We start from the raw sequence: 23708 nt of genomic DNA, 5'->3' as shown, positions 1-23708 counted from the left end.
TCATGTCCGGAGTCGAGTCGAGCTATGCCTGGTGGCGTCTTGCCGCCAGCGTGACCCTGAGCACGGTCGGCGGCATCGGCATGTGGTGCCTCGTCGTGGCCCTGCCGTCGATCCAGCAGGATCTCGGCATCACCCGCGCCGACATTTCCTTCGCCTATACGATGAACACGCTGGGCTTCTTCGCCGGCGGCGTCACCTGGGGCAAACTTGTCGACAAGCGCGGCATCGTCCTCACCGCGTTGCTGAGCGCCACCGGCCTGGCGTTGGGCTTCGCGCTGGCGCCGCTGGCGACGGCGCTGCCCCTGTTCGCCGCGGTGCAGGTGCTGATCGGCTTCAGCTCGGCCGCGACCTTCGCGCCGCTGGTCGCCGATATCTCGCATTGGTTCGACCGGCGGCGCGGCATCGCGGTGGCCATCGCCGCCTCCGGCAACTATCTGGCCGGCGCGATCTGGCCGACGATCATCCAGATGCTGATCCACGATCACGGCTGGCGGGTCACCTATTGGGCCGCCGGCGCGCTGTGCTTCGTGGCGATGATCCCGCTGGCCCTGACGCTCCGCCGCAAGCCGCCGCAGGAGCAGATGACTGGCGCCGCAGGAACGCCCGGTGCCGCTGCCCATTCGCCGCGTTCGCTCGGCCTGTCGCCGAACGCGCTGCAGGCGGTGCTGGTCGTCGCGGGCATCGGCTGCTGCGTCGCCATGTCGATGCCGCAGGTCCATATCGTCGCCTACTGCGCCGACCTGGGCTACGGCGTGGCGCGTGGTGCTGAGATGCTGTCGCTGATGCTGGGCTTCGGCATCGTGAGCCGCATCGCCTCGGGCTGGATCGCCGACCGGGTCGGCGGCGTGAAGACCCTGCTGCTGGGCTCGACCCTGCAATGCGTGGCGCTGGTCTTCTATCTCGTCGACGATTCGGTCACCTCGCTCTACCTCGCCTCGGCGATGTTCGGCCTGTTCCAGGGCGGCATCGTGCCGTCCTACGCCATCATCGTGCGCGAGTATTTCCCGCCACAGGAAGCCGGCTTCCGGGTCGGCCTCGCCATCTCATCGACCCTGATCGGCATGGCGCTGGGCGGCTGGATGGGCGGCGTGCTGTTCGACATGACCGGCTCCTACCGCGCCGCCTTCATCAACGGCATCGCCTGGAACCTGCTGAACGGCGCGGTGGCCTGGTGGCTTCTGTTCCGCCAGAACCGTCGCAACGTCTACGCGACGGGTTAGCGCCGCATCGACATCAGCAGCGCGTCGCCGGTGTAGGGCTTGCGGATGCGCGGGATGCCCAGCAGCTTGGGCGGGAAGGCGATGTCCTCGCCGTAGCCGGTGGTGAACACGAAGGGGATGCCGAGCGAATCGAGATGCTCGGCGACCACGAAGCTGGTCTCGCGGCCGAGATTGATGTCGAGCAGGGCGAAGTCCGGCGGCCGGCTGGCGATCGTCTGCATTGCCTGGGCGACGCTCGAGGCCACCCGCACCGTCTCGACGCCCGCCCGCAGGATCGAGCTCTCGGCGTCGAGGGCGATGATCATGTTGTCCTCCACGATCAGCACGTCCTTCGGCAGGTCGGCGGCGCTTGCCTCGGGCGAGGCTTCGGCAGGCGCTTCCGCGAGTGCCCCTGGCGCCAGACGAACATAGGCGGCTGGCACCACGAAACGGGCGCGCACGCCGCTCACCTCGTAGTCGATGGTCGCCTCGCCCTTCAGGTCGTAGGGAATGGAGCGCTCGATCACGGTCGAACCGAAGCCGCGCCGCGTCGGCGCCTTGACCGGCGGCCCACCCTGTTCGGTCCAGGTGATGTGCAGATTGCGTTGTGCATCGAGACTGGTCGCGATGTCGATCGCGCCGGTACTGTCGCTCAGCGCGCCGTACTTGGCGGAATTCGTCATCAGCTCGTGCATGACCAGAGCGACCGTCGTGAAGCCTTGTGGTTCCAGCAGCATCTCCGGCCCGGCCAGGCGGACGCGCGTGGCCTTGCCGCCCAGATAGGCGCCGGCCTCGGCAACGACGAGGCCGCGGAACGAGGCGGGGCCCCAATTGTCGGCGGTGATCTGGTCATGGGCGCGCGCCAGGGCCTGGATGCGTCCACCGACCACATCGGTGAAGGCATCGACCGTGAGCGAGGGGTCGCGGCTCTGCGAGATGACGCCGCGGATCAGGCCCAGGATATTGCGGACCCGGTGGTTGAGCTCGGCGATCAGCAGTTCCTGCCGCTCCTGAGCCCGCCGGCGCTCAACCTCGGTGATGTCGGAGAGGCGCAGAATGACCTCGAGCAGGCTGACGCGCAGGCTTTCGGCGATGCGGATGTCGACCGACTGCCAGGGGGCCGACTGGCCGCTCACCGTCTCGCGCCACAGCTCGAAGCTCTTGCGCGGCGTCAGTCGCGCGCCGAGTGGACCGACGGCGACCGGTTTGCTGGGATCGCCCGCCCAGGTCACCGAACGCGCCACCTCCTTGCGGAAGAAGACGAGGAAGTCTCGCGCCGGGCGCGACAGGGGCACCACCAGCATGCCGGCCGCACGGTCGGCGAAGTCGCGGCCTGGCGGGTATTCGGCCGCAATCTCGTGGCAGGCCAGCACGTCGCCCAGGTCGCGACGCGTCAGATGCTCGATCAGGCCGACGAACTGGTCCTGCGTCGGCGCCATGCCTTGCAAGGTGGCGTGACCGCGTGTCCATACACCGATCCCGTCACAGGACAGGAGGTCGGCAATTTCGTCGAGATGGGAGACGATGCTGTCGAAGCGCGTCGCTTCCGCCGCCATGACGGTCACGAGCTGGTTGTGCAGCTTGCGTGCGCGCGCTTCATAGGCGGCTTCGCCGTCCCGCTCCCGGCTTTCCATCAGCAACGAGAACATCTGGCCGAACAGCTCCGCCGCCGTGCGCCGTTCGAACGGTACGGTATGGCGCCCGTAGTGATGACAGGCGAACAGGCCCCACAATTTTCCGTCGCGCAGGATCGACACCGACATGGATGCGCCGACGCCCATGTTCTGCAGATACTCGATGTGGATGGGCGAGACGCTGCGAAGCACGCTCAGCGAGAGGTCGATCGGCCGGCCGCCGACAAGCCCAGGCTCGACCGGTACGGGCGTGGCCGAAACGTCGGGAATGATGCGCAGCCAGTTGCGCTCATAGAGGATGCGCGCCTGCTGCGGGATGTCCGAGGCCGGGTAGTGCAGGCCGAGATAGCTCTCCAGTCCGCCCCGTGCTGATTCCGCGATCACCTCGCCCGAACCATCATGGTCGAAGCGGTATACCATCACCCGGTCGAATCCGGTGAGGCCACGCATCTCTCGGGCTGCGACCCGATAGAACGTCCTCAGGTCCGACGTCTGCTGAAGGCGCGCGATCATGGCGCGCACCAGCGCGCCCGAATTTACGCCCTGCTCGTCGATGCAGGGTTCGCATTCGATGACGATCGTGTCCTCATTGACATGGACGGCGAGGTCGAAGCGCGAGCCGTCTCTCAGCAGCGCGACCGAGAAGGCGCGCGCAACCGTGCTGGTGAAGACCGCGGTCTGGAGCTGTCCCCGGATCAGGTGAATGGCGTCGTGGGTGAAAACGTCTTCGATCGGCCGGCCGACCAGTTCCGCCGGGCCGCCGCCCAGCCAGGCGGCGGCATTGCTCGAAACCCGCGTGATGATCCACTGCGTGCTATCGAGAGCGATCAGGAATCCGAACGGCTGCACGGCGCCCAGAAGGTGAATTGGTTCCCGATCGCAGTTGGTCAGGTCGACCGCCGGAGTAAGGAGTTCAGGCATGCTCCGTCTGCTCCCTGAACAATCCAAAAGCCTCGCGCGCCCCGAGCATGGTCCGCTCGGGCGACGCGGCCACCGCCGCCGAACGTTCGAGACGCTCCAGGAAGCCCCGCCAGTAATCGGCCCCCACCCCATGCCGGAGATAGTTGGTGGCCGCCCTCACCTTCGGGTCTGCGTTCGCGAGGGCGCGCTTCACCAGCACCCGGCCGCCGAGGCGCGACCCTTCCAGGACATAGAGACGTCCATAGACACGGGCTTCATCGCGGGTGACCCCGACGGGGATCGCAGCCGGCACGGGAACAGCGAGAATCTCGAGGTCGCGCTCCAACGCCTGTGATCGCCGCCGCTCTGCCCAGTCCGGAAGAATCCGTTCCACGCCGCCTTCCTCCAGCGCCGCCTCGAGCGGCCGTACGGCGCGGGCAAGCGCGACCAGGAACGCCGCATAGGCACTCTTGTCCGTCTCGAAAGGACCGGAAAAGCGCGCGTCGACCTCGTCATGGAGAGCCGCTGTCGCTGCACGCAGCATCTGGCGGGCGGAGGGTCGTCCGGGCGCAGCGCTGGGTAGGACTCGCCGCATCTGGATCATAATACGCTAAAATTCCAAAAAGGTTTCGTCGCCGCCCGCCCGGGAACTTGCTCCGCGCCCAAGCGTTTCGCCGTTCACCATGGGCAAGCACGTTCTCATTGTCGAAGACGATGAACTGGTGGCCGACCACCTGGCGGCCTTGGTGCGGGACCAACTCGGGTGCATGCCATTCGTTGCCGCCAATACCGTCGAAGCCATGAATCTGGCAGCGGATCGCGTGGACTTCGGCTTTCTCGACATCAAGGTGTCGGACGGCCTGACCTTCGCCCTGGCCAATCATCTGCGCGAGCGCAACGTGCCCTTCGTCTTCGTTTCAGCGACCGATCCGGCAGCGGTCCCACCCGATCTCTCGGGCGCAACCTTTCTGCGCAAGCCCGTGCCGCCGCCGCGACTGCTGGCCGTCGCCCGCGCGCACCTGTAGAAGATCGGGACCCGGCCCTCCCAGACACGGACGCCCCCATGCGCATCGTCGCCATCCGCGACATCGTCTCGCCCATCCGCTCCAACATCGCCAACGCCTATATCGATTTCAGTCAGATGACCGCATCGGTCGTGGCCGTGGTCACCGACGTGATGGTCGACGGCAAGCCGGTGGTCGGGTTCGGCTTCAACTCCAACGGCCGCTACGCCCAGCACGGCTTGTTGGGCGAGCGCTTCATTCCGCGGCTGAACCAGGCCAAACCCGATTCGCTGCTCGATGCCGAGGGGCTGCTGGATCCCGCAAAGTGCTGGCCGGTCATGATGGCCAACGAGAAGCCCGGCGGTCACGGCGAGCGCTCGGTCGCGGTCGGCGTGCTCGACATGGCGATCTGGGATGCCGTCGCCAAGGCCAGTCGGGTGCCGCTGTGGAAGCTGCTGGCCGACCGCTACAATGGCGGCCAGGCCGATGAGAAGGCTTGGGTCTACGCCGCCGGCGGCTACTACTATCCCGGCAAGGGGCTGGACGGGCTCAAGGACGAGATGAAGCACTATCTCGGCCTCGGCTATTCCTGCGTGAAGATGAAGGTGGGCGGCGTGCCGCTGGCCGAGGACCTGAAGCGCATCGAGGCGGTGCTGGAGATCGTCGGCGCCGGCGAGCGGCTGGCGGTCGACGTCAACGGCAAGTTCGACCTCACCACCGCGATCGAGTTCGGCCGCGCCATCCAGGGCTTCGGCCTGCGCTGGTACGAGGAGCCGCTCGATCCGCTCGACTATCTGGCGCACGCCGCGCTCGCTACCGAATACGCCCCGCCGCTCGCCACCGGCGAGAACCTGTTCTCGATGCAGGATGCACGGAACCTGATCCGCCACGGCGGCCTGCGTCCCGACCGCGACATCCTGCAATACGATCCTGCCCTGTCCTACGGCCTGGTCGAATATCTGCGCACGCTCGAGATGCTGAAGGCGCACGGCTGGTCGCCGCGGCGCTGCGTGCCACATGGCGGACATCAGTTCGCGCTGAACATCGCCGTAGGCCTGCAATGCGGCGGAAACGAATCCTATCCGCAGGTCTTCGCGCCGTTCGGCGGCTTCGCCGACGACTGCGCCGTGGTCGACGGCCGCGTGTCGCTGCCCGACGCGCCGGGCATCGGCTTCGAACGCAAGGCCGATCTATGGGCGGTGATGAAGGAGATCGCCTGAGGGCTCTCCTTCCCCCCGGTCAGCCGCGCCAGTTGTCCCAGCTGCCGTTGCCGTGGGTCTGATACCGGTCGTCCTGCGGGATGCCTGAGCCCGAGCAGCCCGCCAAGGCGCCAGCCACGGCGATGGCCATGACCAGCGTGATCGTTCTGATGAGAGATGTCATGGCGCCGACATGGCACCCGCTCAGGAAGGTTTCAACAAACCAGACTTCACAAGTGCGCTAACGCCCGCCTCCTGGTCCTTCATGTAAGCTGCGAACTCCTCCATCGTGGAGGGACGCGGCACGGCGCCCAGCTCGGCGAGCTTCGCGGCAATCGCGGGATCCTTCAACGCCGTGACGACCGCCCCATTCAGGGTCTCGAGGATCGGCTTCGGCGTTTCGACACGTGCCAGCACGCCGGCCGTCGTGCCGCCATCGAACGGCTTGCTGCCAATGTCGGTGAGCGACGGCATGTCCGGCAATTGCGCGACCCGGTCGGGACTCATCGCCAGCATACCCTTCAGCTTGCCCGACTTGATGTGCGGCAGCGATGTGGTGAGCTGGTCCATGTAGAGATCGATCTGGCCCGACATCAGGTCGGTAAGGCCGGGGCCCGATCCCTTGTAGGGGATGATGTTGAACTTCACGCCCTCGTTCACTTCGAGGCGCAGGATGGCGATGTGGTTGGTCGTGCCGTTGCCGGCGTGGCCGATGCTGACCGTGCCCGGCTTCGCCTTCGCTTCGGCCAGCGCCGCGCGGATGTCGGCGAAGCGGCCGTCGGGCTTGCCCACGAGGATCATCGGCACGGTCGACAGCAGGCTGATCGGCGCGAACATCGGCACCAGCGACGGCTTGCCCGCGAGATAGGGCGACACGTACAGCACGCTGAAGCTGCCCATGACGACAGTGTAGCCGTCGGCCGGCGCATTGGCCGCCGCTTCGGCGCCCACAAGGCCGCCGGCTCCCGGCCGATTGTCGACCAGCACAGTCTGGCCCAGGGTGCGCGACATGCCCTCGCCCACCAGCCGGGACGTCAGGTCGTAATTGCCGCCGGCGGCAAAGGGCGCGATCCAGCGGATCGGCTTGGTGGGATAGGCCTGCGCCCGCACCGGTGCGGCTGCGGCGCCGACCATCGACAACGCCAGGCCGCTGCCCAGCAGTTCGCGTCGCGATATCGTCATCTCTAACCTCCCCAATTCCGCTCAGACTGATTGCAATTTCCAGGGAGGCGCGCCACACCGGAAGCGTCCATTCACTCGCTGAGAGAAACCGGATGCCGGAGCATCAGACCCCGCTCATTGCGACGATCGCTGCGGGACTGATGCTCGCCTTCGTGCTCGGTCTGATCGCCCAGAGGCTGCGGGTGCAGCCGCTGGTCGGCTACCTGCTGGCCGGGGTCCTGGTGGGTCCCTACACGCCGGGCTTCACGGCCGACCCGGCCCTGGCCACCGAACTCGCCGAGATCGGCGTCATCCTGCTGATGTTCGGCGTGGGCCTGCACTTCTCGCTCAAGGATCTGCTGTCGGTCGGGCGCATCGCCATCCCCGGTGCCGTCGGACAGATCGCTGTCGCGACCCTGATGGGCGCCAGCCTCTCCTGGGCGCTGGGCTGGCCGCCGATCGCCGGCCTGGTATTCGGCCTTGCCCTGTCGGTCGCCAGCACCGTCGTCCTCATCCGCGCCCTGCAGGAGCGGCACATCCTCGAGACCCAACGCGGCCGGATCGCCGTCGGCTGGCTGGTGGTGGAGGACCTCGCGATGGTGCTGGCGCTGGTGCTGCTGCCGGCGCTGGCGGTGGCGACGGAGGGCAACGGCGTGCCGCCCACCCGCATCCTGTTCATGCTGCTCGTCACGCTGGCCAAGGTCTCGATCTTCGTGGCGATCATGCTGATCGTCGGCCGGCGCGTCATCCCTTGGCTGATGCACTTCACCGCCCATACCGGCTCGCGCGAACTGTTCCGCCTCGCCGTCTATGCCATCGCCCTCGGCGTGGCCTACGGCGCGGCCCATCTGTTCGGCGTCTCCTTCGCGCTCGGCGCGTTCTTCGCCGGCATGGTGCTGGGCGAAAGCGATCTCAGCCAGCGCGCCGCGGAGGAGGCCATCCCCCTGCGCGACGCCTTCGCCGTGCTGTTCTTCGTCTCGGTCGGCATGCTGCTCGATCCGGCGGTGTTCGTGGAGCAGCCCATGGCCGTCATCGCCACCATCGCCATCATCGTAGTCGGCAAGTCGGTGGCCGCCTATTTCATCGTCCGGGCGTTCGGGCACAGCCGGTCGACCGCCTTCACCGTGTCAGCGAGTCTGGCGCAGATCGGCGAGTTCTCGTTCATCCTGATCGGCATCGGCATCGGGTTCGGCATGGTGCCGAAGGAGTCGCGCGACCTCGTCCTTGCCGGCGCGATCGTGTCGATCATGCTCAATCCCCTGATCTTCACCTTCCTCGAACGTCTCGCGCAGGAGAAGCCGGACGCGCCGCCGGCCCGGCCCGACGAGCCCGCGACCGACCTCGCGCCGACGACCTTGACCGGCCATGACATCGTGGTCGGCTATGGCCGCGTGGGCTCGCTGGTCGGTGCCGGCCTCCGGGGTGACGGCGCAAGGATGATCGTCGTCGAGGCGAGCGATGCCGGCGTGGCGCGCGCCCGCAGCGACGGCGCCGAAGTCTTCACCGGCAACGCCGCCGAACCGGCGATCATCGCCGCCCTCAATCTCGCCGGCGCCCGACGTCTCTACGTCACCATCCCGGAGCCGTTCGAGGCAGGCCAGATCGTCGAGCAGGCCCGCGCCGCCAATCCCAAACTCGACATCCTGGCCCGCGCCCATTCGAGCGCGACGGTGGAGCATTTCGAGAAGTTGGGCGCCAACCTCATCGTCCTGGGTGAGACCGAGATCGCCCACCGCATGCTGGAGCGCGGCCGGGCCGACACGTCTCCGCGGCCGGCTTGAACGACGTTCGCAGGACGCCCCTCTTCCGCCCCAATCGAGACCCATCTCGCGAAACGGCCGGCGCGATCGCCGGCGGATCGGGAGAGCAAGACATGAGCAAGCGCCGTGCATTCCTGCAGGGAATGGCCGCCGCCCTCGTCGGCGGCCTGACGGGAGCGTCTGCCGCCGGGGCGCAGAACCCGGCGAGCGCCGCCCGCCTCGGACTGAAGGGCTACGATCCGGTAGCCTATTTCACCTTGGGCGCCCCGACCGCGGGCAGCGCCGACTTCGAACTTGTTTGGGACGGCGTGCGCTACCGCTTCGTCAGCGCCCGCCACCGCGACCTGTTCAGGGCAGACCCCGACAAATACGCCCCGCAATTCGGCGGCCAGTGCGCCATGAACATGGCCAACGGCAACCTGCGCGAATCCGACCCGACGATCTGGACCATTTCGAACGGCCGCCTCTATGTCTTTGCCAGCGCCGCGGGCTCACAGCGGTTTCGCGAGGATGCGGGCGCCAATGCCTCCCGGGCCAATGGCAACTGGCAGAACCTGAAGAAGACGACGAACCAGTAATCCGGCGATCTCCGCCTCAGTTCAGACCGGCCTTGCGCAGGCTTGCCGCGAGCCGCTGCTGCAGCGCCGGATCCTGGAAGCGCGTCCCGAAGCTTGCGGCCTCGAGATGCGGGTTCTTGCGCCGGCCCTCTTCCATCGCCTCCGTGGCTTCGGTCGCGCGTCCCATCTCGGCATAGGCACCGGCCAGCGGCAGGTCGAGTAGCGGATAGGCCGGGAAGCGGGCGCGCACGGTCTCGAGCAGGCGCACCGCGTCGGCGTAGCGCCCGCTCAGCAGATAGGCGATGCCAAGATTGAGCGCCGCCTCGGGACCGATGTTGGGGTTGAGGCGGTTGGCGATCTCTGCGGTCGCGATCGATTCCTCGATGCGGCCGGTCCACAGCAGCACCGCGGCCCGCGCCCGCAGCACCTCGGCGTCGCTGGGGTTGATCTCCAGCGCGCGCTCCGATTCGGCCATTGCCAGATCGTACTTGCGGGTCGCGGCATAGGCGCGGGCCAGCACGCCATGCGCCAGCACGTTCTCCTCGTCGAGATCGATCGCCTTCTGGGCGTAGCGGATCGCGGTATCGATGTCCTGCTGGGGGAATTCCGACCAGCCGAAGGTGGCGCGCTCGAAATGAACGCCGGCCAGCTCGGCATAGGCATCGGCATAGGCCGGCGCCATCGCCATCGCCTTCTCCAGCATCTCGCGCGCCGCCCGATTGCCCGACGGCGTCGTCTCTGCCGCCCGGGTGCGGCCGCGCAGCAGCATGTCGTAGGCATCGAGATTGTCGGTCGGCTTGCGCAGCGACTGCTGCGCGGCGAGCTGCTGCAGGTTGGTCGCCAGCGTGCCGGCGATGCGGCGGGCGATGCGATCCTGCACCGCGAAGATATCGCCGAGGTCGTCGTCATAATGCTCAGACCAGAGCTGCGTCCCGGTCATCGCGTCGCTCAACTGCACGGTGACCCGCACCCGCTGCCCCATGCGGCGCACCGTGCCGCCCACGATGTAGCGGGCTCGCAGCGCGCGGCCGATCTCCTGCGGCGGCAGGTTCTTGGCTCTGAACGGCAGCACCGCCCCGTAGGAGAGAACCGTGAGTTGCTTGAAGCGGCCCAGGGCGCGCGTGATGTCCTCGGTCAGCCCATCGGAGAAATAGTCCTGGCCGGGATCGCCGCTCTGGTTGGCGAAGACCAGCACCGCCACCGACAGGCCGGTCTCGACCGGCACCGGCGCGGCGGCCACCGCCTCGTCCGCGGGCAGGAGGTGGCCGGAGAAATAGGCCAAGCCCCCCGCCCCCGCCACCAGGACCGCCGCAACGGCTGCAACGGCGGCCGCCATGCGCTTGCGTCGCCGCGGCCGGGGCGGTGCGGCCGCGCCTTCGGCGAGCGCCGCGGAGTCCAGCGTATAGACATGGACCGGCCGGTCGATGTTCTTCACCGAGCGGTTGCCGAGGTCGCGGAACGGCAGATCGATCTTGTCGCGCACCTGCTCGTAGACCGCGGTCGACAGCACGATGGCGCCCGGCTCCGCGACGCCCTGCAGCCGGGCAGCGAGGTTCACCGTGTCGCCGAACACATCGTCGTCGGAGGCGATCACGTCACCCAGGTGCAGACCGATGCGAAAGGTCTGCCGCCGCTCCGCCGGCACGCCCTCGTTACGCCCCGCCATGCCGCGCTGCAGCTCGACTGCGGACCGCACCGCCTCGACGGCGCTGCCGAACTCGACCATCACGCCGTCGCCCACCGTCTTCACGATGCGGCCGCCGAACCGCTCGATTACCGGTGCCACCAGTTCGGCCAGATGCGCGCGCAGGTCGACGAGGGTGCGTTCCTCGTCGGCGCGCATCATGCGGCTGTAGCCGGAGACGTCGGCGAACAGGATCGTCGCCAGCCTGCGGGTGGTGATGGGAGATGACATCAGTCTCGCGTCAGCGTCCGGTGTGATAAAAGACGAACTCTTCGGTCATGCTGCTGCTCCCTTGCAGCGGCCACAATATGGCGCTCCGGGGGCCTTTGCCGCCAGAGCGGTTCGAGAGCGAGATGTCACCATCCCTGTTCCTGCCCCGAGGCCTCCTGGCTCTGGTCTGCGTCACAATTGCAGTACCTGCGATCACGCAGGCGCAGCAGCTTCCGACTGTCCTCGACTGCACCGGCCCCTTCGCCCGCGATTCCGACGAACGCAAGCTCGCGCAGGTGTTCGGGGCCGCCAATGTCGAACGGACCGACATCCCCGTCGGAGAGGGCAACACCGAGCCCGGAACGGCGATCTTCGCGAAGGATCCGGTGAAGCGCATCGACATCCTGTGGCACGATTCCTATGCCCGCCCGAACGTCGTCATCATCCGCAACGGGTCGACCTGGCCGGCCGCCGTCACCGGCCTGGACAAGCCGGTCGCGAACGGCGCCACGCTGGCGGAAATCGAGGCGATGAACGGCAAGCCCTTCACCCTGACGGGCTTCGGCTGGGACCTCGGCGGCTATACCAACGGCTGGGACGACGGCCGCTTGGCCAAGCCGGTCGGCGGCTGCAATCTATCGCTGCGCTTCGACCCGCCGAGCGACGCGCCCGGCGATGCGCTCGACAAGGTGAACGGCGACGTCGAATTCTCCTCGACCGACTCCGCGATGCGTCAGGTCAAGCCCCTCGTCGTCGAGATCGAACTGGGCTGGCCGCAGTAGCGGAGACCTCGATCACTGGCCCTTGAAGGCCGGCGGGCGCTTCTCGGCGAAGGCGCGGCGCGCTTCCTTGGCATCTTCGGAGCCGTTCAGGATGCCGCCGGCATTCGAGGTGAGGACCATGGTGGTCTCCATGGTGCTGTCGAGCGCCGCGCGCATGATGCGCTTGCCGACCCATTGCACGAGCGGCGGCACCTTGATGATGCGGTCGCACAAGGCCCGTGTGGTCTCCTCGAGCTTGTCCGAGGCCACGAGGTGATTGAGCATGCCCCAGTTATAGGCGCGCTCGGCGTCGAGCTCGCCCGTGTAGGCGAATTCCAGCGCCCGGCCGAGACCGACCATCTTTGGAAGGTAATAGGAGCCGCCGTTCTCGATGATCTGGCCGGCATTCTGGTAGCCGATGAAGCGCGTCTTCTCGCAGCCGATGCGGATGTCACAGTGAAGCGCCATGTCCATGCCCGATCCGACCGCCGGGCCGTTGATCATGGCGATGGTCGGCTTGCGGATCAGCGAGATGTCGCGGTGGAGCTTGGTGAAGCCGTGAAAGAAGTGCTGGCGCGCGGCATCGGGGCCCGCGTGCGAACCGCGATTGCCGGGGAACTCCTCCCCTGTCACCTCCGCCGGCATCTTCGAGCGCAGGTCGGCGCCGGCACAGAAGACGCGGCCGACACCGGTGAGCACGATCACGCGGATGTTCGGATCGTCGTCACCGGCGCGCATGTACTCACCGACCTTGGCGACGGTACCGTTTTCCTCCGCCGTCCCGACGAGCGCGTTGAGCCGGTCCGGGCGGTTGAACCTGATCCAAAGGATTCCGTTCTCTTTGGGCTCGTAGGACAGGTAGTCGACAAGCTTCGGCGCCATGCGTGTTTCCTCCACTTCTGATCAGGCGGAGGCGCAGTATCGGCCGGCGCAAGACCACCGTCATGGGCGCAGTTTCGCAGCGCCTCTCAGGTCACGCCTCGCGCATCGAGGCGCGGTTAGGCGGCCTCGTCCAGCGACGAGCAGGCGCCGCTGACTCGGGTCTGGCGCATGTAGCGGCGGTGGCGGTCGGCGTCGTAGCCGCTGCCGGCGTGCAAGAGGCAGCGATTGTCCCAGAGCACGACGTCATCGGCCGGCGCAAGACCACCGTCATGGGCGCAGTTTCGCAGCGCCTCTCAGGTCACGCCTCGCGCATCGAGGCGCGGTCAGGCGGCCTCGTCCAGCGACGAGCAGGCGCCGCTGACTCGGGTCTGGCGCATGTAGCGGCGGTGGCGGTCGGCGTCGTAGCCGCTGCCGGCGTGCAAGAGGCAGCGATTGTCCCAGAGCACGACGTCGCCCGGCTGCCAGGCGTGGTGATAGACGTGCTCGGGCCGGATCGCCTCGTCGGTCAGTTCGTCGATCAGGGCGCGGCCGGCGGCGAAGCTCATGCCCTCGATCTCGCGCACATGGCTGCCGAGGAACAGGTTCTTCGCACCCGTAACCGGATTGGTCCGCACCAGCCGCTGGCGCACCGGCGGCAGCGAAGCCGCCAGTTCGGGCGACACGGCATCGGGCGCCACCTTGGAGCGCGAATGGACGTAGTCGTGGATGGCGACCAGCGGCTCGAGTTCGGCCTTGCGCTCGGGCGACAGCCGCTCGTAGGCGGCGCGCAGGGAGACGAACATGGTGATGCCGCCCTCGGCCGGCGTCTCGTAAGCGCACATGATCGACAGGAACGCCGGCACCGGTTTGAACGAGGCATCGGAGTGCCACATGTTGTTGCCGGTCAGGAAGATCGTCTTCTTGTGCGTATTGCCCAGCACCGTGCCATCCTTCTGGACGTTGCCGATCGTGCCGAAATACTCGACCTTGCCGACGCTGGTATGGCTGGGCTCGGGGTTGCCGAGCTGGCGCGTGAGCGCGAGTTGCCGCTCGTCGTCCATCGACTGATCGGGAAAGCAGACGAAAGAATATCGGTCGATCGCGGCACGGATCTCGACGACGAGATCGGGCGCGAGCGGCTTGCCGACATCGAGGCCGCGAATGCGGACGCCGAATTCGGGATGGAGCGCTTCGTACTGGAGCTGAGTCATGGCGGGCGAACTCCGTGATGTCGTCGGCTCACAGTCTCCCCGATTTGCGGCGTGACGGCCAGACCGCCGATTACTGTCGGGTGAAAAGCTGCCAGCTCTCCGACTCGCGTTCCAATCGATAGTGGCGTGCCAGGTAGGGCTCGAAGCGTCGCAACGCCTCCTTCGTAATCTCGACGCTCGTCGGGAATTTCGGGACCAGCACATAACGCACGTTCGCGAGGGCGACTTCGGCGCTCGGCCAGGGAAAGCCGAGATCGTACCAGAGATTGCCGCCGGCTGGCGGCGCCCATCCCAGGGCGAAGGGCAGCGGATTGACCTGGTCGATCACCGCGACCCCGCCCGGTTCGCGACCGTCTCGTTGCAGGAGCCCGACGGCCTCGAGAATGGTCTGTACATACTGAAGTTGCGTGACCGGCGGATCGCCATGGACGGAGCGCGTCCGCGAACGCCACGAATAGTCGCCGCTCCGCGCCGAAAGGGCGTACCAGGCGGGCACCATCTCGATGGGGACCGACAGGCCCTTCAGCGCGGACGTCTCGACCGTATGGACGTTGAAGTCGCTGAACCCGCGCCGTGCATAGAGGCCGAGACTGAGGGTCGTGTTCGCGCAGATGATGACCGGCAAGATCAGCAGCGCCGCGAGATGGTAGGTTTGCCGGAAGTCCCCGGACGGACTCCGCTGGCTCAGCGGCCCGTACAACAGGAAGAAGGAAACTGAACAGAGTGTGAGACCACGAAGCTGCGCGTTCTGGCTGAGAATCGCGACACTCGCCCCGTAGAGCGCAAGTGCCGCCAGGATGAGACGGAAGGAAACCCACTTCGCCCGCCAGAGCCCGACGGCCACGAGGAGGACCGCCAGATAGATCGCCAGCTCGAACGCGTTGGCCGAGAACATGACCATCAGCTCGAGGACCCGCGATCTCACCGCGCCCGAACCGATCGCCGACGAAATGTCGGCGAGGTAGGGCCAGTTCCACGGCCCCATCAGGACGGCCGTCGTTGCGATCATCGCGACGGCCCAGCTCCGCCACCGCTCGAACACCGACGGATTCACGACGAAGGCCGCGACGCAGATGCCGAGGCCCGCCAGGAAATAGGTGATCTTGAGATAGAACAGGAGTGCGAGCAGGCACGCGACGGAAGCGACGTCCCACCAGTGTCCCCTGCCATCCTCCGCCGGCGGCAGGAACAGCGCCAGCGCCAGCACGCTGATGACGGACCAGCCATAGAGATTGTAAGGCATCGCGAAGGTGAAATCGTCGAGCAGGTCACCGGTGTTCGTGGGCAGAAGACAGAGCTGCGACACCATGAGGATGAACACCGCCGCCGGAACAGGCGCGAGGCGCCTGAGCGTCACGACCGTCGCGAACGCAAAGACGATCGCCGACATCGCGATCTTGCCAACGAGGAAGGCCCAGAGCGACACCCCGACCAGCCGAAAGCCGAGCACGGTCAACCAGAACGATCCGCCGCCCAGCGGATCGTGAACGTCGGTATGGAACGACAGGCCGTTGAAAATCGCCCAGGCACCCGAGAGGTTGAACAGGAAGTCCCAGACCATGGTCCGCGAATAGACCTTGGGCGGCAGTACGAGCAGGGCCGCGCTGGCGGCCAGCACGACGAGCACGAGCAGAACGCAGATCGTCCGGGCCCCTCGCCCCCCGAGCGGCCCGTCCTGCCGCACATACGAGCCGAGCTCTCCTGGCTTGAGCGCAATCCTTGACATTCAACCTCTGAATCAACCGTCCGACACCTTCGTCTACCACGCCGCTCCGCCGGGCTCAGTCCGGCAGGTCGAGCTTTCCTTCCAGCTGAAGCAGGCGGACGGCCTGCAACGACAGCACGCTCAGCGCATCGCGGATCTCGCCGGCCTCGACCATGCGGAACGCCTCGGCAAGCGGCACGCGCCTGACCGCCAGCTCCTCGGTGGCTTCCGGTTCGGCCTCGCCCTGCGCCAGGCCCCAGGCGAGGTAGGCGACGGCGCGCTCGTCGGAGACGGAGTTCGACAGGTCCGCCTCCAGCAGCTTGCGCCAGTGGCGCGCTACGAGCCCCGTCTCCTCACGCAGCTCGCGGGCCGCCGAGTCGAGCGGATCGACCCCCTGCGCTCCGCCGCCCTCGGGAATCTCCCAGCTGTAGGCGTCGAGCGGAAAGCGATACTGGCCGACCAGGTAGGTGTGCCCCTCCGCATCGACCGGTACCACGCCGATGGCCAGGTTCCTGTAATGGACCAGCCCGTAGAGGCCCGGCGTTCCGGCCGGTGTCAGCACCTCGTGATGCGTGACCCGGATCCACGGGTTCTCATACACGTCCTCGGCAGACAGAACCGTCCAGGGACCCTTCTTGCCGATCGGGTGAAGCGGCTCACCGCGCTGTTCAGATGCCATCTCGCCCTCGGTTGCCGCGCTCGCGCGGTAGGTTCAGCGGGCGATGATAGCAGCGTCACCCGGGCCCTGAACAAGCATGGGAACCTTCGCAGCCCAGCCGGCATTTATTAGTGCCCGCTCGAGCATTGAAGGAAATCATGCGTCTCCCCACCCTGTTGTTCGCACTCGCCTTTGCTTTCGCAACGCCCGCTTTGGCCCAGACGCCGAAACCCGTCGATCCCGCCGCCCTCACCCAGGCCAAGGCCTTCCTCGAGAAGTCCGGTTCGACCGCGCTCAGCCAGCAGATGGTGAACGGCATCCTGATGGCGCAAAAGGCCAGCCTGGAGCGGGCCAATCCTGGCAAGACCGCCGAGATCAACGAAGTGATCGGCCTTATGCAGGCAGAATTCGCCAAGGAGATTCCGGCCATGATCGATGCCATGGCCGCCGTCTACGCGCAGCACTTCACGAAGGACGAACTGAGCGAGGTCACCGCCTTCTACGACTCGGCGGTTGGACGCAAGATGGTCAAGGAGATGCCGCAGATCGTCTCCGAGACCATGACGGTCGCCCAGACTTTCGGCCAGAAGATCGCGGTGGAAGTGATGAGCAAGCTGAAGCCCGAATTCGACAAGCGCAAGCTGAAGACCAGCAAGAGCTGAGACTGATCCACGAAGGACCGCATACCCCGCCCAACCGTTCGAGGGAGCCCATCCTCGAACGGACCGTGGCGTCGCGAAGCGCCCACTGCGTCCATTATTCCCGGCCCGATTCTTCAGAAAAGCGACGATTTTTGCCTTAGTTCTGCATCATAATTCCCGCACGCTCGGGGATTGGGGCAATAACAGTGAGGCTGGCGATGAAGAGACGAGTTCTGACGCAGGCGCTGTTGATGGGGCTGGTGGCGCGTAGCGTGCCAGCTTTCGCCGCTGACGTTCCGACGCTGCAGGAAACTCCGGGCCTCCGGGAGAAGGTGAAGTCGGGCGCGTTGCCGCCGGTCGCCGAGCGCCTGCCCAAGCAGCCGCGCGTCCTTGAGAGCTTCACGGGCGCCGATGGCCTCGGCAAACATGGCGGCCAGCTCAACATGCTGGTGGCCGCGACCCGCGATACCCGCCTGATGACCGTCTACAGCTACACGCGGCTGATCGTGTACGACGACAAGTTCAAGCTGCATCCCGACATCCTCGAGAGCTACGAAGTCAAGGACGGCCGAGAGTTCACCCTGAAGCTGCGCGCCGGCCACAAATGGTCGGACGGCCATCCCTTCACCACCGAGGACTTCCGTTTCTTCTGGGAAGACATCGCCAACAACAAGGACCTGTCACCCAACGGTCCCTCGGTCGAACTACTGGTCGAGGGCAAGCCGCCCAAGGTCGAGATCCTCGACGCGGTGACGATCCGTTACACCTGGCACAAGCCCAATCCCGACTTCATCGAGAGCCAGGCGCGCGCCGCCCCGCTGTTCCTGTTCCGCCCGGCGCACTATCTGAAGACGCTGCACGGCAAGTACACGGAAGAGGAAGAGATCCTCAAGCGCTACAAGGGCAGCCGCTGGTCCAACGTCTTCAAGCGTCAGGACGCGATGTACGGCAACAGCAACGTCGACCTGCCGACCCTGAATCCGTGGATGCTGACCACGGTGCCGCCGGCCCAGCGCTTCGTATTCGTGCGCAACCCCTACTTCCACCGCATCGACAGCAAGGGCCAGCAGCTGCCCTACATCAACGACGTGATCATGACGGTGGTCGCGGCCAACCTGATCCCGGCCAAGGCGGGCCTCGGCGAATCGGACCTGCAGCCGCGCTATCTCGGCCTGCGCGACTACACCTTCCTGCGCGATGCCGCCAAGACCTCCGGCATCAAGGCGCTGCTGTGGGAAAAGGGCTCGGGCTCGGAGGTCGCGTTCTATCCCAACATGAACGCCAACGACGAGACCTGGCGCAAGCTTAACCGCGACGTCCGCTTCCGCCGCGCGCTGTCGCTGGCGATCAACCGGGACGAGCTGAGCGACGTGGTCTACAGCGGGATGGCCAAGCCATCGGCCAACACGATCATGCCGCGCTCGCCCCTGTTCAAGCCGGAATACGCGACCAAGTGGGCGGTCCAGGACGTCAAGGCCGCCAACAAGCTGCTCGACGAGATCGGGCTCACCAAGAAGGGCAGCGACGGCATCCGCCTGCTGCCCAACGGCCAGCCGGCGATGTTCGTGATCGAGCATTCCAGCGAGAAGGCCGACGAGGTCGACACCATGACCCTGGTTGTCGACCAGTGGAAGAAGATCGGCATCAAGGCGCTGCTGAAGCCGCAGACCACCGACAATTTCCGGCTGCGCACCACCTCCGGCGAGGCGGTCATGACCGCCTATGCCGGCGTCACCACCGCGGCGCCCACCCCCGACACCAGCCCGCGCGAATTCACGCCGGTGATGCAGGGCGGGCTGCAATGGCCGAAATGGGGCCTCTACGTCGAATCCAAGGGCAAGCAGGGCGAGCCCTGCGACATGGAAGTGGGCAAGCACCTGCTGGCGCTGCTGCAGAAGTGGGAGCAGTCGGCTGATTCCGCCGAACGCCGCAAGGCCTGGGAAGAGATCCTCGCGGTCAATGCCGAGGAGGTGTTCTCGATCGGCACGGTGAACGAGGTGCGCCAACCGGTGACGGTCGGCAAGAAAGTTAGGAACGTGCCGGAGAAGGGCTACTGGGCCTGGGATCCGGGCGGCTATATCGGCCTGTACGAACCCGACACCTTCTGGATCGCGAGCTAGCGATCCAGAGGCCGGTCTCACAGGACGGTCGAGGGGGCCGTCACTGCGGCTTGAGCGGGCCCTCGAACAGACAGTAGCCGTCGAGCATGATGGTCGAGGCGCCGGGCTTCAGCGAGCCGACCACGTCCATCTTGTTGCCGCCGCCCACGACCGCCGTCGTCTTGAACTTCTGATCGGCGCCCAGCGTCGCCTTGAAGCCGCGCTCGGGGCGGCCTTCCTGCTGGAACCATCCATCGACGTCGGTGCCCACGACGGTCACCTTGATCGTCATCTTGTAGGTCGGGCACTTGCCGCTGCCCGGCACGTTCAGCCCGTAGCCCGTCCAGGTGAAGACGGCCGGCTCGGCCAGAGCGGGCGCGACGGGAAGCAGGGCGACCAAGGCGGCCACGGCGATTTTCTTCAGCATCGACTTTCCCTCACCGAAAGGTGGCAACGAACACGCAATCTACCTGTGAATTCTAGCCGTTTTCGATGTCGAAATCGCGCCGTTTCCAAGGCAGGACGGCCCTCACCGAGCGCGCTTCTTCCTCGCCTTGCCCGGTTTGGCCGCCTTCCGCACGGGGCCGGTTTTGGAGGCGAGCGCGGTCTGCAGCGCCTTCTCCGCCTCCCGGATCTTGGCTTCGCGATTGGCGTGCCCCTCCGGCAGGTTGCGGGCGAAATTCAGCCGCGCTTCGGCCCGCTGCAGGAATATCGCCTTCTTGGCTTCGGAAATCGGCTGGCCCATGAACTCTCCTGCCGGTCTCCGGCATCATTTTCGGTCCGGCACCTTATCTACTTTCCGGGCCGCCGGGGGCACCTCCGTCTCGGAACTGCCCTCGTCGACGGGCCGCTCGACGGTGGGTTCCAGCCCATAGCGGCCGCCCTTCTCCTCGTCCTCGCGCTCGTAGCCCGGCCCTTCTTCCGCTTCGGCGCCGTAGACGCCCGTCCTGCGTTTCTCCTCGCGGCGGGCGTCCTTGGCCTGTCCGGTGCCGCTGTAGCTCGTCGAGGCCTCGTTCGGGTCGGGTTTTTCGGGGGCAAACGCCATGTAATCCTCCAGTGCTCGTTTGATCATGAAGGCCTTCAGGATGCCGAAGGCCGGCGGAAGGCGACGAGGGTGCCGTAGCCGGCGAGCGCGCAGCAGCCCGCCAGCACGAGGAAGATCAGGGCGAAGGGATCGCGCTGCCCGACGCCCAGCCACAACGCGATGCCGCCGAAGGCCAGGGTGAGCACGACGGCACTCCACCATACGACCCGGACGCCGATCTTCAGCTTCCGCACGCGCTCGACCGGCCGGGGTTTGCCATCCCCTTCACGGCCCGGCGGCGCCTCCTGCGGCGGCGCTTCCTGGCCCGAAGGCTCGCGCACCGGCGCCTCCTTGCGCGGCGGATCGATCGGCGGGGTCTCTTTCGGAGGCGTGTCGTTGGGAGGCGGGCGGCGTTCGGACATGGGACCCAACGCACGCGGTCGGCCGGGGCTGCATGACGGATCCCCGAGATCGGCCGCCATTTTCAGCGGCGGTGAACTGGGCGAGAATGCGCGGAGATCTACACCGCGCCCCGAGTCATCGAGCACACCGCAAACGCACCAACACGTCGCCCATGATCCCTTCGCGCCTTACGATCGTCACCGCATCGCTCGCTGCCGTCATCGCCAGTGCCGCCCCTTCTCTCGCGCAACGGCCGGAGCCTGTGCGCATCGGTGGATTTGGGATCGATGCGACCGAAGTGACGATCGGTCAGTTCCGGGCCTTTGCCCGCGCCACGTCTCTCCGCACGGCGGCCGAACGCGAGGGCGGCGGTTTCGAATACACCGGCGGGTGGACGCGGCGGCAGGGCTGGACCTACGAGCGTCCGCAGGGCCAGCCCGGCCAGGACTCAGAGCCCGCCGTGCACGTGACCTGGGCCGAGGCCGAGGCCTATTGCCGGCATGTCGGCGGCCGGCTGCCTACGCTCGCCGAATGGCAAAGCGCCGCCTACACCGAGCAGCGCGACCGACCGACAGACGGTTACGTCCGGGGGCAAACCTACCCGTATCCGGTGGGCGACGCCCCCGACGGCATGAACAACAACCGCCGGGCACATGTCGCGGTCGCGACCACCAAACGCGGCGTCAACGGGCTTTACGACATGGGCGCCAACGTCTGGGAGTGGCTGGCGGACCGGCGCGGCGACGAGGCCCTCACCGCCGGCGGATCCTGGTGGTACGGCCCGGCCCAGGCCCGCGCCGACGGCGCCCAATGGAAGGCCGCCGTCTTCTACGCCCTCTATATAGGGTTTCGCTGCGCTTACGACGCTAAGGGTTGATCAGAACGCGGGAATCGCGCCCGCGGCCTCTTCGTTTCGATTGTTTCGCTTGTTTCGTTTATTTCGATTGCGCTCCCCGCGCGATGCCATCCCGAACTCGGCGGCGTCTTTGCGACAGGCTTCACGTGCACACGCTCGGACTTCGCCGACATCTTCACCGGCGGGCCGGCAACGACACGATCAACGGCGGAGCACGGACACAGTATCGACGCCGATCTAGCGCAGGGCGTCATCGACAGCCTCCTTGGGCTTCTTCTATCGCTCAGCAATTTCAGTCCGTGGTTTCGGCAACCCGGATATGCGACTCATCGGTCGTGTCGAAGTTTCGGCACCGAGGCCAGTCCGGTCCTCGGGAGTACTGACCGGATGAGGGAGAGGTTAGAGATGTTCTCGCATATTTTCGTCGGCGCTGACGACGTTGCTGTTTCGAAAAAGTTCTACGATGCTGTGCTTGGAGCCATCGGTGTGGCGGAGGGGAAGATCGATCCCAAGGGCAGAGTCTTCTATCGCACCCCCACCGGCACCTTGGGGCTCAGCAAGCCCATCGACGGGAATGCGGCCACCCATGCCAACGGCGGCACAATCGGCTTCGCGTGCGACAGCCCCGAAAAAGTGAAAGCCTTCCACGATGCGGGCGTCGCGAACGGTGGCAAGACCATCGAAGACCCGCCCGGTTGGCGCGAGGGCGGCGGGACCAGACTCTATCTGTGCTATCTGCGCGATCCATACGGCAACAAGATCTGCGCCTTGCACCGCGGCTAGCACGCTCCACAAGGACGGGCCATCAGCCGCAGCAACCGTCCAGGACCATGCGGCTTCTGAGGGCCTCGCAACAGGATCGGGCGGCCTATTGAGCCGGCCGGTCACATATTCGACGGCCTGCACACCGATAACGTGAGCCCGAATTTTCTGTCTCGGGCGTGGCGAGCGGCAAGCCGCCGCCAGCGCGAAGCCGACCGCGTCGACTGAAACCGGGAAATGCCTTGCCGGCGCCGCTAGCAGCCAACAGGGCGGGGCCGCAGAGCCCTTCGAAACACCGACAATAAAATGGCCGCTTAGGCGGCCATGGTCGTGGTTCGTGCGGCGGTAATGGCGGAGGGGGTGGGATTCGAACCCACGGTACGCTTGCACGCACAACAGTTTTCGAGACTGTCCTAATCGACCACTCTAGCACCCCTCCGGGCGCGCGGGTTTATAGGCGGGCGTCTTTGGGGGAGCAACAGCTTCCCGCGCGGAACAGCGGGAGCCGCGGGAAAAAAGCGCCCGAACGACCCTCTCCGCGACGCGGGAGAAAGGCCGAGCGGCCCCCGGCCCCCTTCAAACATTGACTTTCCGGCCTCCGGGACGTTCCGTGAGCCCTGCAGCGGCCCGGCCGTCTCCGACATTGACTCAAGGGCCGGCGTGCGTATATTCCGCGCTTCTTCGGCGGGCCCTGCGGGTCCGCCGCGTTCTTTCGTGTTTTTCGGCAATTCTGGCCGGGGAACCTCAAGCCGGGTGTCATCATGATCGCCGTTATCCGCACGGGTGGTAAGCAATACACGGTCGCCGCCGACGACCAGCTCACGGTCGAGAAGATCGAGGGCGAGGCCGGCGCCAAGGTCGAATTCACCGACGTGCTGATGGTCGGCGAGAAGGTCGGCGCGCCGACCGTCGAGGGCGCCAAGGTGGTGGGCTCGATCGTCAAGCAGGCCCGCGGCGAGCACGTGATCATCTTCAAGAAGCGCCGTCGCCAGAACTCGCGGCGCAAGAACGGTCACCGTCAGGACCTGACGGTGGTCAAGATCGAACAGATCGTCGCCTGAGCAGAGCGACCGGAGTAGGACGATGGCACATAAAAAGGCAGGCGGCTCTTCGCGTAACGGCCGCGACTCGGACGGCAAGCGCCTCGGCGTGAAGCGCTTCGGCGGCCAGAAGGTCATCTCGGGCAACATCCTGGTCCGCCAGCGCGGCACCAAGATGAACCCGGGCGAGAATGTCGGCCTCGGCCGCGACCACACGCTGTTCGCCACCGCCGACGGCGTCGTGTCGTTCCGCACCCGCGCGGGCGGCAAGGTCGAAGTGAACGTGATCCCGGCACCGGCCCTGGCTGCCGAATAGAGCCGTTCATCCCATTGGATTTTGAAGGGGGAGCGGCTCGCCGTTCCCCCTTTTCGTTTGTGGA

At 66.5% G+C, this 23708-nt stretch carries 25 protein-coding genes, 1 tRNA gene and 1 pseudogene; 12 read left to right on the top strand and 15 right to left on the bottom strand.

The features are described from left to right. Positions 1-2 precede the first annotated feature (2 nt). Positions 3-1220: an MFS transporter gene (locus ACO07I_RS20715; protein ID WP_422010649.1), complete on the top strand. Its 1218-nt coding sequence runs from the start codon at positions 3-5 to the stop codon at positions 1218-1220. Here the strand turns inward: ACO07I_RS20715 and ACO07I_RS20710 are convergent. Next, positions 1217-3754, bottom strand: coding sequence for an HWE histidine kinase domain-containing protein (locus ACO07I_RS20710; protein WP_422010647.1), 2538 nt, complete (start codon positions 3752-3754; stop codon positions 1217-1219). The genes ACO07I_RS20715 and ACO07I_RS20710 overlap by 4 nt on opposite strands. Further along, positions 3747-4277: a biliverdin-producing heme oxygenase gene (locus tag ACO07I_RS20705; RefSeq protein ID WP_422010645.1), complete on the bottom strand. Its 531-nt coding sequence runs from the start codon at positions 4275-4277 to the stop codon at positions 3747-3749. Before ACO07I_RS20705 ends, ACO07I_RS20710 begins: the two co-directional genes overlap by 8 nt. A gap of 139 nt (positions 4278-4416) precedes the next feature. Between ACO07I_RS20705 and ACO07I_RS20700 the strand changes: the two genes are divergently transcribed. Together ACO07I_RS20700 and ACO07I_RS20695 are read left to right on the top strand one after the other, a co-directional pair. Then, complete coding sequence (locus ACO07I_RS20700) at positions 4417-4758, top strand: response regulator (RefSeq protein WP_422010643.1); 342 nt, start codon at positions 4417-4419, stop codon at positions 4756-4758. A gap of 38 nt (positions 4759-4796) precedes the next feature. Next, positions 4797-5957: a mandelate racemase/muconate lactonizing enzyme family protein gene (locus ACO07I_RS20695; protein ID WP_422010641.1), complete on the top strand. Its 1161-nt coding sequence runs from the start codon at positions 4797-4799 to the stop codon at positions 5955-5957. 19 nt (positions 5958-5976) lie between these two features. On the opposite strand, the gene ACO07I_RS20690 is transcribed toward ACO07I_RS20695, so the two are convergent. Together ACO07I_RS20690 and ACO07I_RS20685 are read right to left on the bottom strand one after the other, a co-directional pair. Then, complete coding sequence (locus ACO07I_RS20690) at positions 5977-6120, bottom strand: hypothetical protein (protein ID WP_422010639.1); 144 nt, start codon at positions 6118-6120, stop codon at positions 5977-5979. Positions 6121-6140: 20 nt separating this feature from the next. Continuing rightward, entirely contained in the window at positions 6141-7118 is a 978-nt protein-coding gene (locus ACO07I_RS20685; protein ID WP_422010637.1) for a Bug family tripartite tricarboxylate transporter substrate binding protein, read from the bottom strand. 92 nt (positions 7119-7210) lie between these two features. Between ACO07I_RS20685 and ybaL the strand changes: the two genes are divergently transcribed. Beyond that, a complete protein-coding gene (gene ybaL / locus ACO07I_RS20680) occupies positions 7211-8878 on the top strand; it encodes a YbaL family putative K(+) efflux transporter (protein ID WP_422010635.1) in 1668 nt (555 codons plus the stop codon). 92 nt (positions 8879-8970) lie between these two features. Next, on the top strand, positions 8971-9435 hold the full coding sequence (locus ACO07I_RS20675) for a YHS domain-containing (seleno)protein (protein WP_422010633.1): 465 nt from the start codon (positions 8971-8973) through the stop codon (positions 9433-9435). A 16-nt stretch (positions 9436-9451) separates the two neighbouring features. On the opposite strand, the gene ACO07I_RS20670 is transcribed toward ACO07I_RS20675, so the two are convergent. Then, complete coding sequence (locus tag ACO07I_RS20670) at positions 9452-11329, bottom strand: adenylate/guanylate cyclase domain-containing protein (protein ID WP_422010631.1); 1878 nt, start codon at positions 11327-11329, stop codon at positions 9452-9454. A 122-nt stretch (positions 11330-11451) separates the two neighbouring features. On the opposite strand from ACO07I_RS20670, the gene ACO07I_RS20665 reads away from it, so the two are divergent. Then, complete coding sequence (locus tag ACO07I_RS20665) at positions 11452-12090, top strand: hypothetical protein (protein WP_422010629.1); 639 nt, start codon at positions 11452-11454, stop codon at positions 12088-12090. Between the two features lie 12 nt (positions 12091-12102). On the opposite strand, the gene ACO07I_RS20660 is transcribed toward ACO07I_RS20665, so the two are convergent. The 5 genes from ACO07I_RS20660 to ACO07I_RS20640 form a co-directional block, all read right to left on the bottom strand. Beyond that, positions 12103-12951, bottom strand: coding sequence for an enoyl-CoA hydratase/isomerase family protein (locus ACO07I_RS20660; protein ID WP_422010627.1), 849 nt, complete (start codon positions 12949-12951; stop codon positions 12103-12105). Between the two features lie 116 nt (positions 12952-13067). Next, the gene (locus ACO07I_RS20655; RefSeq protein WP_422010625.1) at positions 13068-13190 is read right to left on the bottom strand and encodes a hypothetical protein; all 123 of its coding nucleotides are present in this window, start codon (positions 13188-13190) and stop codon (positions 13068-13070) included. 84 nt (positions 13191-13274) lie between these two features. After that, entirely contained in the window at positions 13275-14141 is an 867-nt protein-coding gene (locus tag ACO07I_RS20650) for a TauD/TfdA dioxygenase family protein (RefSeq protein WP_422010623.1), read from the bottom strand. A 70-nt stretch (positions 14142-14211) separates the two neighbouring features. Then, positions 14212-15867: a hypothetical protein gene (locus tag ACO07I_RS20645; protein WP_422010621.1), complete on the bottom strand. Its 1656-nt coding sequence runs from the start codon at positions 15865-15867 to the stop codon at positions 14212-14214. 55 nt (positions 15868-15922) lie between these two features. After that, complete coding sequence (locus tag ACO07I_RS20640) at positions 15923-16525, bottom strand: NUDIX domain-containing protein (RefSeq protein ID WP_422010619.1); 603 nt, start codon at positions 16523-16525, stop codon at positions 15923-15925. Positions 16526-16662: 137 nt separating this feature from the next. Between ACO07I_RS20640 and ACO07I_RS20635 the strand changes: the two genes are divergently transcribed. Together ACO07I_RS20635 and ACO07I_RS20630 are read left to right on the top strand one after the other, a co-directional pair. Further along, positions 16663-17166, top strand: coding sequence for a DUF2059 domain-containing protein (locus ACO07I_RS20635; protein ID WP_422010617.1), 504 nt, complete (start codon positions 16663-16665; stop codon positions 17164-17166). A 197-nt stretch (positions 17167-17363) separates the two neighbouring features. Continuing rightward, complete coding sequence (locus ACO07I_RS20630; protein WP_422010615.1) at positions 17364-19265, top strand: ABC transporter substrate-binding protein; 1902 nt, start codon at positions 17364-17366, stop codon at positions 19263-19265. A 40-nt stretch (positions 19266-19305) separates the two neighbouring features. On the opposite strand, the gene ACO07I_RS20625 is transcribed toward ACO07I_RS20630, so the two are convergent. The 4 genes from ACO07I_RS20625 to ACO07I_RS20610 all read right to left on the bottom strand — a co-directional run bounded on the left by ACO07I_RS20625 (position 19306) and on the right by ACO07I_RS20610 (position 20690). Further along, on the bottom strand, positions 19306-19671 hold the full coding sequence (locus ACO07I_RS20625) for a hypothetical protein (RefSeq protein ID WP_422010613.1): 366 nt from the start codon (positions 19669-19671) through the stop codon (positions 19306-19308). Between the two features lie 102 nt (positions 19672-19773). Continuing rightward, positions 19774-19989 carry a hypothetical protein gene (locus ACO07I_RS20620; protein ID WP_422010611.1) on the bottom strand — a complete coding sequence of 72 codons (216 nt, stop codon included), beginning with the start codon at positions 19987-19989 and terminating at the stop codon, positions 19774-19776. A 24-nt stretch (positions 19990-20013) separates the two neighbouring features. Then, on the bottom strand, positions 20014-20316 hold the full coding sequence (locus ACO07I_RS20615; protein ID WP_422010609.1) for a hypothetical protein: 303 nt from the start codon (positions 20314-20316) through the stop codon (positions 20014-20016). Between the two features lie 8 nt (positions 20317-20324). Continuing rightward, positions 20325-20690, bottom strand: a complete 366-nt coding sequence (locus ACO07I_RS20610; protein ID WP_422010607.1) for a hypothetical protein — start codon at positions 20688-20690, stop codon at positions 20325-20327. Positions 20691-20842: 152 nt separating this feature from the next. Here ACO07I_RS20610 and ACO07I_RS20605 point away from each other — a divergent pair, with 152 nt between their 5' ends. Together ACO07I_RS20605 and ACO07I_RS20600 are read left to right on the top strand one after the other, a co-directional pair. Then, on the top strand, positions 20843-21547 hold the full coding sequence (locus ACO07I_RS20605) for a formylglycine-generating enzyme family protein (protein ID WP_422010605.1): 705 nt from the start codon (positions 20843-20845) through the stop codon (positions 21545-21547). 384 nt (positions 21548-21931) lie between these two features. Beyond that, positions 21932-22309 (top strand): VOC family protein, encoded by a 378-nt coding sequence (locus ACO07I_RS20600; protein ID WP_422010603.1) that lies wholly within the window; start codon positions 21932-21934, stop codon positions 22307-22309. Positions 22310-22637: 328 nt separating this feature from the next. Here the strand turns inward: ACO07I_RS20600 and ACO07I_RS20595 are convergent. Then, positions 22638-22727, bottom strand: a tRNA-Ser gene (locus tag ACO07I_RS20595). 322 nt (positions 22728-23049) lie between these two features. Between ACO07I_RS20595 and rplU the strand changes: the two are divergent. After that, a pseudogene (gene rplU / locus ACO07I_RS20590) lies at positions 23050-23343 on the top strand (50S ribosomal protein L21); the annotation flags it as partial. A 28-nt stretch (positions 23344-23371) separates the two neighbouring features. Further along, complete coding sequence (rpmA, locus tag ACO07I_RS20585; RefSeq protein ID WP_298309363.1) at positions 23372-23644, top strand: 50S ribosomal protein L27; 273 nt, start codon at positions 23372-23374, stop codon at positions 23642-23644. Positions 23645-23708: the final 64 nt, after the last annotated feature.

Origin of the sequence: Reyranella sp., from assembly GCF_965227665.1 — a bacterium.
Classification (GTDB): Bacteria; Pseudomonadota; Alphaproteobacteria; order Reyranellales; family Reyranellaceae; genus Reyranella.
The sequence above is the reverse complement of the archived record's forward strand: the minus strand, read 5'-3'. Positions and strand labels throughout refer to the sequence as shown.

What these genes read in the sequence shown, in the direction of transcription:
- ACO07I_RS20715 (WP_422010649.1), top strand. Translation starts at nt 3, where the DNA reads ATGTCCGGAGTCGAGTCGAGCTATGCCTGGTGGCGTCTTGCCGCCAGC.
- ACO07I_RS20710 (WP_422010647.1), bottom strand. Translation starts at nt 3,754, where the DNA reads ATGCCTGAACTCCTTACTCCGGCGGTCGACCTGACCAACTGCGATCGG.
- ACO07I_RS20705 (WP_422010645.1), bottom strand. Translation starts at nt 4,277, where the DNA reads ATGCTGCGTGCAGCGACAGCGGCTCTCCATGACGAGGTCGACGCGCGC.
- ACO07I_RS20700 (WP_422010643.1), top strand. Translation starts at nt 4,417, where the DNA reads ATGGGCAAGCACGTTCTCATTGTCGAAGACGATGAACTGGTGGCCGAC.
- ACO07I_RS20695 (WP_422010641.1), top strand. Translation starts at nt 4,797, where the DNA reads ATGCGCATCGTCGCCATCCGCGACATCGTCTCGCCCATCCGCTCCAAC.
- ACO07I_RS20690 (WP_422010639.1), bottom strand. Translation starts at nt 6,120, where the DNA reads ATGACATCTCTCATCAGAACGATCACGCTGGTCATGGCCATCGCCGTG.
- ACO07I_RS20685 (WP_422010637.1), bottom strand. Translation starts at nt 7,118, where the DNA reads ATGACGATATCGCGACGCGAACTGCTGGGCAGCGGCCTGGCGTTGTCG.
- ybaL (WP_422010635.1), top strand. Translation starts at nt 7,211, where the DNA reads ATGCCGGAGCATCAGACCCCGCTCATTGCGACGATCGCTGCGGGACTG.
- ACO07I_RS20675 (WP_422010633.1), top strand. Translation starts at nt 8,971, where the DNA reads ATGAGCAAGCGCCGTGCATTCCTGCAGGGAATGGCCGCCGCCCTCGTC.
- ACO07I_RS20670 (WP_422010631.1), bottom strand. Translation starts at nt 11,329, where the DNA reads ATGTCATCTCCCATCACCACCCGCAGGCTGGCGACGATCCTGTTCGCC.
- ACO07I_RS20665 (WP_422010629.1), top strand. Translation starts at nt 11,452, where the DNA reads ATGTCACCATCCCTGTTCCTGCCCCGAGGCCTCCTGGCTCTGGTCTGC.
- ACO07I_RS20660 (WP_422010627.1), bottom strand. Translation starts at nt 12,951, where the DNA reads ATGGCGCCGAAGCTTGTCGACTACCTGTCCTACGAGCCCAAAGAGAAC.
- ACO07I_RS20650 (WP_422010623.1), bottom strand. Translation starts at nt 14,141, where the DNA reads ATGACTCAGCTCCAGTACGAAGCGCTCCATCCCGAATTCGGCGTCCGC.
- ACO07I_RS20645 (WP_422010621.1), bottom strand. Translation starts at nt 15,867, where the DNA reads ATGTCAAGGATTGCGCTCAAGCCAGGAGAGCTCGGCTCGTATGTGCGG.
- ACO07I_RS20640 (WP_422010619.1), bottom strand. Translation starts at nt 16,525, where the DNA reads ATGGCATCTGAACAGCGCGGTGAGCCGCTTCACCCGATCGGCAAGAAG.
- ACO07I_RS20635 (WP_422010617.1), top strand. Translation starts at nt 16,663, where the DNA reads ATGCGTCTCCCCACCCTGTTGTTCGCACTCGCCTTTGCTTTCGCAACG.
- ACO07I_RS20630 (WP_422010615.1), top strand. Translation starts at nt 17,364, where the DNA reads ATGAAGAGACGAGTTCTGACGCAGGCGCTGTTGATGGGGCTGGTGGCG.
- ACO07I_RS20625 (WP_422010613.1), bottom strand. Translation starts at nt 19,671, where the DNA reads ATGCTGAAGAAAATCGCCGTGGCCGCCTTGGTCGCCCTGCTTCCCGTC.
- ACO07I_RS20620 (WP_422010611.1), bottom strand. Translation starts at nt 19,989, where the DNA reads ATGGGCCAGCCGATTTCCGAAGCCAAGAAGGCGATATTCCTGCAGCGG.
- ACO07I_RS20615 (WP_422010609.1), bottom strand. Translation starts at nt 20,316, where the DNA reads ATGATCAAACGAGCACTGGAGGATTACATGGCGTTTGCCCCCGAAAAA.
- ACO07I_RS20610 (WP_422010607.1), bottom strand. Translation starts at nt 20,690, where the DNA reads ATGTCCGAACGCCGCCCGCCTCCCAACGACACGCCTCCGAAAGAGACC.
- ACO07I_RS20605 (WP_422010605.1), top strand. Translation starts at nt 20,843, where the DNA reads ATGATCCCTTCGCGCCTTACGATCGTCACCGCATCGCTCGCTGCCGTC.
- ACO07I_RS20600 (WP_422010603.1), top strand. Translation starts at nt 21,932, where the DNA reads ATGTTCTCGCATATTTTCGTCGGCGCTGACGACGTTGCTGTTTCGAAA.
- rpmA (WP_298309363.1), top strand. Translation starts at nt 23,372, where the DNA reads ATGGCACATAAAAAGGCAGGCGGCTCTTCGCGTAACGGCCGCGACTCG.